A 6,078-nucleotide genomic window follows, 5' to 3' on the forward strand; every position below is an offset into this window, starting at 1 on the left:
TGCGTCCTGGCAGCTTTGGGAAAATTTGGCCAAGCAGGATCCCGCATTTGGTCATCCCAAGAAGTTCTATCAGAACATTCCACCGGCTAACTGGGTGATTTCGGCTACGACGACCTTCACTGACAATCGAGTGGAGCCTTACATTCAACGGATTACCAAGAAGGCACCTCACAGTGGGCAGTTGATTACTAGTGGCCCGGTTTCAATTCGGGATTCGAATTGGCTGATGGGCTTTACGGTCAGCCGGCAGCCACACTTTGCCCAACAAAAGCCCGATGAATTAGTCGTTTGGACTTATGGTTTATTCTCCGATTTGCCGGGTAATTACATTAAGAAGAAGATTGCGGACTGCACGGGCATTGAAATTTGTGAAGAGTTCTTGTATCACATTGGGGTTCCGGAAGATCAGATTGAATCCATCGCCAAAGATGCCAACACGGTTCCGGTACACATGCCTTACATCACCACTTATTTCATGCCAAGAAGAGCGGGTGACCGACCATTGGTTGTTCCTGAAGGCTCAAAGAACCTGGCGTTCATCGGTAACTTTTCGGAAACCAAGCGGGATACAGTGTTTACGACCGAGTATTCCGTTCGAACCGCAATGGAAGCTGTTTATCAGCTGTTCAACGTTGATAGGGGTGTTCCAGAGGTTTACGCGTCATCGTTTGACGTCCGATCAATTTTAAGCTCAATTTATTACTTGAATGACGAAAAATCGCTGATGGAATTACCGCTGACGGCTCCGGAAAAGATGGTTGTTCAAAAATTAATTGACCATGTAAGGGGCACTTATCTGGAAGAAATCTTGAAAGATCAAAAGCTGATCTAGGAGGCGTAATGATGAAAGTCCGAACTGTATTAGGTGGCATTGCGTTGTTTGGGTTAGGCGTTGCGGTTGGCATGCACGGAAGAGATATGTTGGCTGACACGTCTCACCATATCTACCATAGTCATGGCGGTCATGGCGGAAGTTCACGATTCAAACCCTTTGAAGACATTGACGATCTCCCTTTTGTGAGGGAAACCAAGACTGATGGTGAAGGATTAAACAATGAATTTTAGTTCGTTTAATTGTTTAGAATAGATTGATGAGGTCGGGTACGGTTGCTCGGCCTTTTTTGTTTGGGGGTGCCTGTTGGAAAGCTTGTGTTCTACGATCCTCAAATTTGGAAGCAAGGGGATGCGTTTGTTATGTTCGATTGGGGATGATTCGGCCTTTAAATTGAGCTCCGACGACCGCCAACGACGTGTAGCGTCTAGCCTACGTGGCGACGCAACTGATGCTGCGCTCTAAGTCCCTCTGACTTGGGGGAAAGGGGATGCGTTTGTTATGTTCGGTTGAGGATGATTCAGCCTTTAAAATGAGCTCCGACGCAACTGACACTGCGCTCTAAGACCCTCTTAGTTGGAGGTGAAGGGGATACGTTTGTTATGTTTGATTGAGGGGCGATTCGGTTTCTAAAATAAGCTCCGACGCAACTGGTGCTAACTTCTAAGGGTAAATGGACAAAAGCCCGAACCCAGGGCTTTTGTCCATTTACCCTTAGAAACCGCACCACCCGTTGCTCGTCGCTCTCTTAAGTCTTTTTTAAGCTTCCCCTGTTACCCTTGTAAACGTTGTGCAATCGCCTTACATTAGCATTTCAAGGATAGTTGTCGAATTAGTTAAAAAGTGTAGAATCAAACTTGAATGCTAATTGATAAGTTTGATCGCATAACAATGTTAGAATAATAGTAAATAAATAGGATAATGAGGTTGATTAATGATGAAAATTTTAGTTGTCGACGATGATAAAGAAATTGCTCAACTGCTTGAAATTTATATTCGAAATGAAGGCTACGAGCCAGTTTCTGCTTACAGTGGTCAAGAAGCGCTGACCCGTCTTCGGACTGAATCCGACATTGGTTTGATGATTCTTGACATTATGATGCCCGGCATGAACGGAATCGAAGTCGTCAAGGAAGTTCGAAAAGATTCTCAAATTCCGATCATCATCTTATCTGCTAAAACTGAAGACATGGACAAAATTCAGGGCTTGATCAGTGGTGCCGACGATTACGTTACCAAACCATTTAATCCGCTTGAGGTAATGGCCCGGGTTAAATCGCTTTTGCGACGAACAGAAGAACATGTGACCAACGATACCCCTGATGTGTTGGATATCGGACCACTCACCATCAACAAGGATTCTCACGAAGTTAAAACCATTACCGGCACGCCAATTCAACTGACGGCGCTTGAATTTGGGATTCTTTATTTGTTGGCAAGTCATCCCAACCGGGTTTTCTCCGCCGACGAAATTTTTGAGCGGGTTTGGCGTCAGGAAAGTATTGTTTCTGCCAAAACTGTTATGGTCCACGTTAGTCATCTACGGGATAAGATTGAAGAAGCAACCAACGGTGAAAAAGTCATTCAAACCGTTTGGGGTGTTGGTTACAAGATTGAATCACATTAATTTTAATTGTCATTAAGGGGGAACGCAACGTGAAGCTGACCGGCCGCGAAAAAACCGAACTCTTTTTGGAAGGGGTTGTGACAGTCATTTTACTGTTGCTGCTCAACCTTTCAATCATTGTTTTAATTAACCAATCTATTTCAACGAACCCCGGATTGCGGGATGGCATTTTTATCATCAAGCGCTCAATTATCATCGGGCCTGACCATCTTCACCTTTGGAGTTGGGAAAATATTTTTATCGTGTTGATGATCTTGTTTGATGCCGCTGTGGTTTACTGGCGGCTCATTAGGCGGTATCACCAAATGCAGTTGAGACATATCATCAGTGAACTGCACTATATCGCCAACGGTCATTTGAATCACCGAATTCCATTTAAATTGAAAGGCAATACGCAATCAGTTGTAGAAAGCATCAACGCGCTGGTTGACAGTGTTATTCAATCCATGGACGAGGAGCGTGCGATTGAAAGCTCCAAGGACGAGTTGATTACCAACGTCAGTCACGACCTGCGAACGCCTCTGACGTCTATTTTGGGCTATCTTGGCCTGATTCGTGACAAACAGTACCATAGCCAAGAAGACCTGCTGAAATACGCGGATATCGCCTATCTTAAGGCCAAACAAATGAAGTCGCTGGTTGACAATTTGTTTGAGTATACAAAAGTTAAACAAACGGGCACGCCATTATCGATCAGCAAAATTGACCTTAATCAGATGATGGAACAGCTTGTGGCAAGTTTTGAATTGGAAGCGGATAAAAGCGGCTTGGCCATTTCGGCTCAAGAAACTGATCAGCCGATGTATATTGAAGCTGATGCGGAAAAGCTTGGCCGGGTGTTCAATAACTTAATTTCAAATGCCATTAAATATGGCAAGGGCGGCCACCACATTTACCTCAGTTGTGCGACTGGGCAGCCGGGAGAAGTTGTGATTCACGTTGCCAATGACGGCCCGGAAATTCCTAAGCAATCACTCGATCAGATTTTTGAGCGGTTTTACCGTGTTGAAAGTTCGCGGAATAAGGATACTGGTGGCTCTGGCCTTGGTTTGGCGATTGCGCAAAGTATCATTGACCTGCATGGCGGCTACATTAATGTCAGCTCGGATCAGGGGCTTACAACATTTGCCATTCATTTACCGGTTAAACACGGCGATCAGCTGAAAAATCCTGTTCAAAAAGCCATTGCCCAATAAGAGGAGACCTTTATGAAGCAGCGTTTACAATTATTAATAGCCTTAATGGGCTTTTTTTGCGTTCTGGGAGTGACCACCAATGCTGGAGCTCGCAGTCAACAACCAACGATTTACGCGAAGTCCGCGATTGCCATTGACGCAGATTCCGGCCAGATTTTGTATCAGAAGAACGCCAACAAGCCGATGGCCATAGCGTCGATTTCAAAATTAATGACGGTCTACATTGTCCATCAGCAAATTGCCCAAAAGAAGTTGGCCTGGAGCGACAAGGTCAAGATTACACCGGCGTTGGCAAAGCTCAGTACGGCTGCCGAATTAACCAATGTCCCGTTAAAATCGGGACACTCGTATTCGGTGCGCCAGTTGGTCAATGCAACGTTGGTGGCATCCGCAAATGCGGCCGCGCTGGCATTGGGACAAAAGGTTGCCGGGACGCCAACAAAGTTTGCTGCCATGATGAACCGGACGGCTAGAAAGCTCGGAATCACGGATGGTCATTTTTATAATGCGTCGGGGTTGACGAACAAGCTCACCGGCCAGCTGGCCCTTAAAAACGTCAGCAAGAACGCTGAGAACTTACTCTCCGCAAGTGATGTCGCGTTGTTAGCCAAGCATCTGCTTCAGGATTTCCCGCGGGTCACGCAGATTACGGACCAATCGTCGGGGACGTTTTATGGGACTCAGATGACAGGGCACAATCAGCTGTTGGCGGACAAATCAATTGCCAAGGGCGTCAAAGTCGATGGTCTAAAGACCGGTACTTCTGATAAGGCTGGCGCGTGCTTTGTCGGCTCTGCCACTCAAAGTGGAAAACATCGCATCATCACGGTTGTTTTAGGCGCTCGCAACAAGGGTGCTTCTGATCCAGCCAGATTTATCCAAACGGCAAAGTTGATGCGCTCAGTCTACACGACGCAGCACCCCATTAAGTTGAAGGCCAATACAGCCATCAAGGGAGTGGGTAAGGCCAAGGTGCCTGACGGCAAACAAGAGACGGTTTTGCCGGTGACCAAGTCTACTCATTGGGTCTGGGTCAAAAATGGGGTTTCGCAAACTAAAGTTCATGGTCGTTACGTCAAAAAGCCGACCGATGTGCAGGCACCAGTTAAGAAAAGCGCTAAAGTGGGGTTGGTTCAACTAAGTGCTGGCAATAACCGATTGCAATATATCGAAAAATCCGGTGCTCAAATTGTCATGGTCGCTAACAAGTCGATAAAAAAAGCAAATCCGTTCGTTCTCTTATGGCGGGCGATCTTGCGACTTTTTTAATGATCCAATTGGACAATAGGTGTTTATTAATTTGTGAAAATCCCATATAATTGTACCTGAATTGTGTTTACATTATTTTTACACACATTTCCGGATGTGTGACAAGGTTTAAATGGAGGAATCCTTTTGGGAAAAGCGGTAGCAAAATCGAGGGCGAAGCTTCCATACTGGCGAAGAATACTAGATGCTTCTTTGCCTGTCGATTTAAGTTATATTCCGATTGGCCTGGCGTGTGGTATTTTACTACACGCTTCCGGCTTTAACGTTTGGACCACTCTTATGGTTTCCATAATGGTCTTTTCTGGTGGTGCCCAATTTTTGATTGCATCACTTCTTGCGACCAATGCGCCCATGCTTTCAGTAATCTTGATGATGTTCTTTCTGGAGCTTCGTTATGCATTGCTGGGATCCAGTCTTTCGAAGTACCTGCATGGCGAGTCGCTTGGTTTCACAGCGCTGTTTGCGGCGTCGATGAACGATGAAAACTACGCTTTGAATTATTTGAAATTTTCGACTGATAAAAAGTTCACGCCACGAGAAGCGCTGCACGTTGAACACATGACACTGGTCTTTTGGACGATTAGTAATATCATCGGGAGTTTGATTGGTAGTGCGATTAATATTGACCTGACAATTGTTCATTTTGCCTTAACGGCGTTATTTATCTACATGATTGTCGTGCAGTTAAAGAATGGATTGATCATCGTCATCTGTATTTTATCGGGATTTCTGGCCGCCTTTTTCATGGTCCTTACCAAATCAACGTTGGGGCTTGTACTATCAACGCTGGCTGCCTCATTTATTGGGTTTGCGGTGGAGGCAACCATTCGCAAGTTCAATCCAAAGAGCGGCTGGCTAAAGTCGATGAAGAACCCGGCGGGGTCACCCGAAGATGCTGAAGAAGACGTGAATGACTAGGAGCTATCTTTATGGAATGGAACACAACACAACATGTTTGGCTAATTTTAGGGTGTTTTTGCGTGGCGTTCGCACCACGTTTAATTCCGCTTATGTTTTTCCGTACCCGAAAAATTCCTGCCTGGTTTAATGAATGGATGCGGTATGTGCCGATATCGTTATTTACTGCGCTGGTCGTTAAAGACCTATTCATCTCACCCGTGTACACGGTGACAATTGTTAACCGGGCACCGGAA

The 6,078-nt window shown here is 45.6% G+C and carries 7 protein-coding genes; all 7 read left to right on the top strand.

Annotated features, from left to right (window positions below):
* On the top strand, nt 1-832 hold an 832-nt coding region (locus tag AB3112_RS07375; protein ID WP_367334201.1), incomplete at its 5' end, for an oleate hydratase.
* Between the two features lie 11 nt (nt 833-843).
* Entirely contained in the window at nt 844-1,065 is a 222-nt protein-coding gene (locus tag AB3112_RS07380) for a hypothetical protein (RefSeq protein ID WP_084972871.1), read from the top strand.
* Between the two features lie 704 nt (nt 1,066-1,769).
* Nucleotides 1,770-2,459, top strand: coding sequence for a response regulator transcription factor (locus AB3112_RS07385; RefSeq protein WP_013727423.1), 690 nt, complete (start codon nt 1,770-1,772; stop codon nt 2,457-2,459).
* 29 nt (nt 2,460-2,488) lie between these two features.
* Nucleotides 2,489-3,655, top strand: coding sequence for a cell wall metabolism sensor histidine kinase WalK (locus AB3112_RS07390; protein WP_084972869.1), 1,167 nt, complete (start codon nt 2,489-2,491; stop codon nt 3,653-3,655).
* A gap of 12 nt (nt 3,656-3,667) precedes the next feature.
* Complete coding sequence (locus AB3112_RS07395) at nt 3,668-4,924, top strand: serine hydrolase (RefSeq protein WP_367334202.1); 1,257 nt, start codon at nt 3,668-3,670, stop codon at nt 4,922-4,924.
* Between the two features lie 126 nt (nt 4,925-5,050).
* Nucleotides 5,051-5,842, top strand: a complete 792-nt coding sequence (locus tag AB3112_RS07400) for an AzlC family ABC transporter permease (protein ID WP_057909743.1) — start codon at nt 5,051-5,053, stop codon at nt 5,840-5,842.
* Nucleotides 5,843-5,853: 11 nt separating this feature from the next.
* Nucleotides 5,854-6,078, top strand: a 225-nt coding sequence (locus AB3112_RS07405) for an AzlD domain-containing protein (RefSeq protein WP_367334203.1), incomplete at its 3' end; no start/stop codon positions are given.

It is taken from the genome of Lentilactobacillus sp. (assembly GCF_040773105.1).
GTDB lineage: Bacteria > Bacillota > Bacilli > Lactobacillales > Lactobacillaceae > Lentilactobacillus > Lentilactobacillus parabuchneri.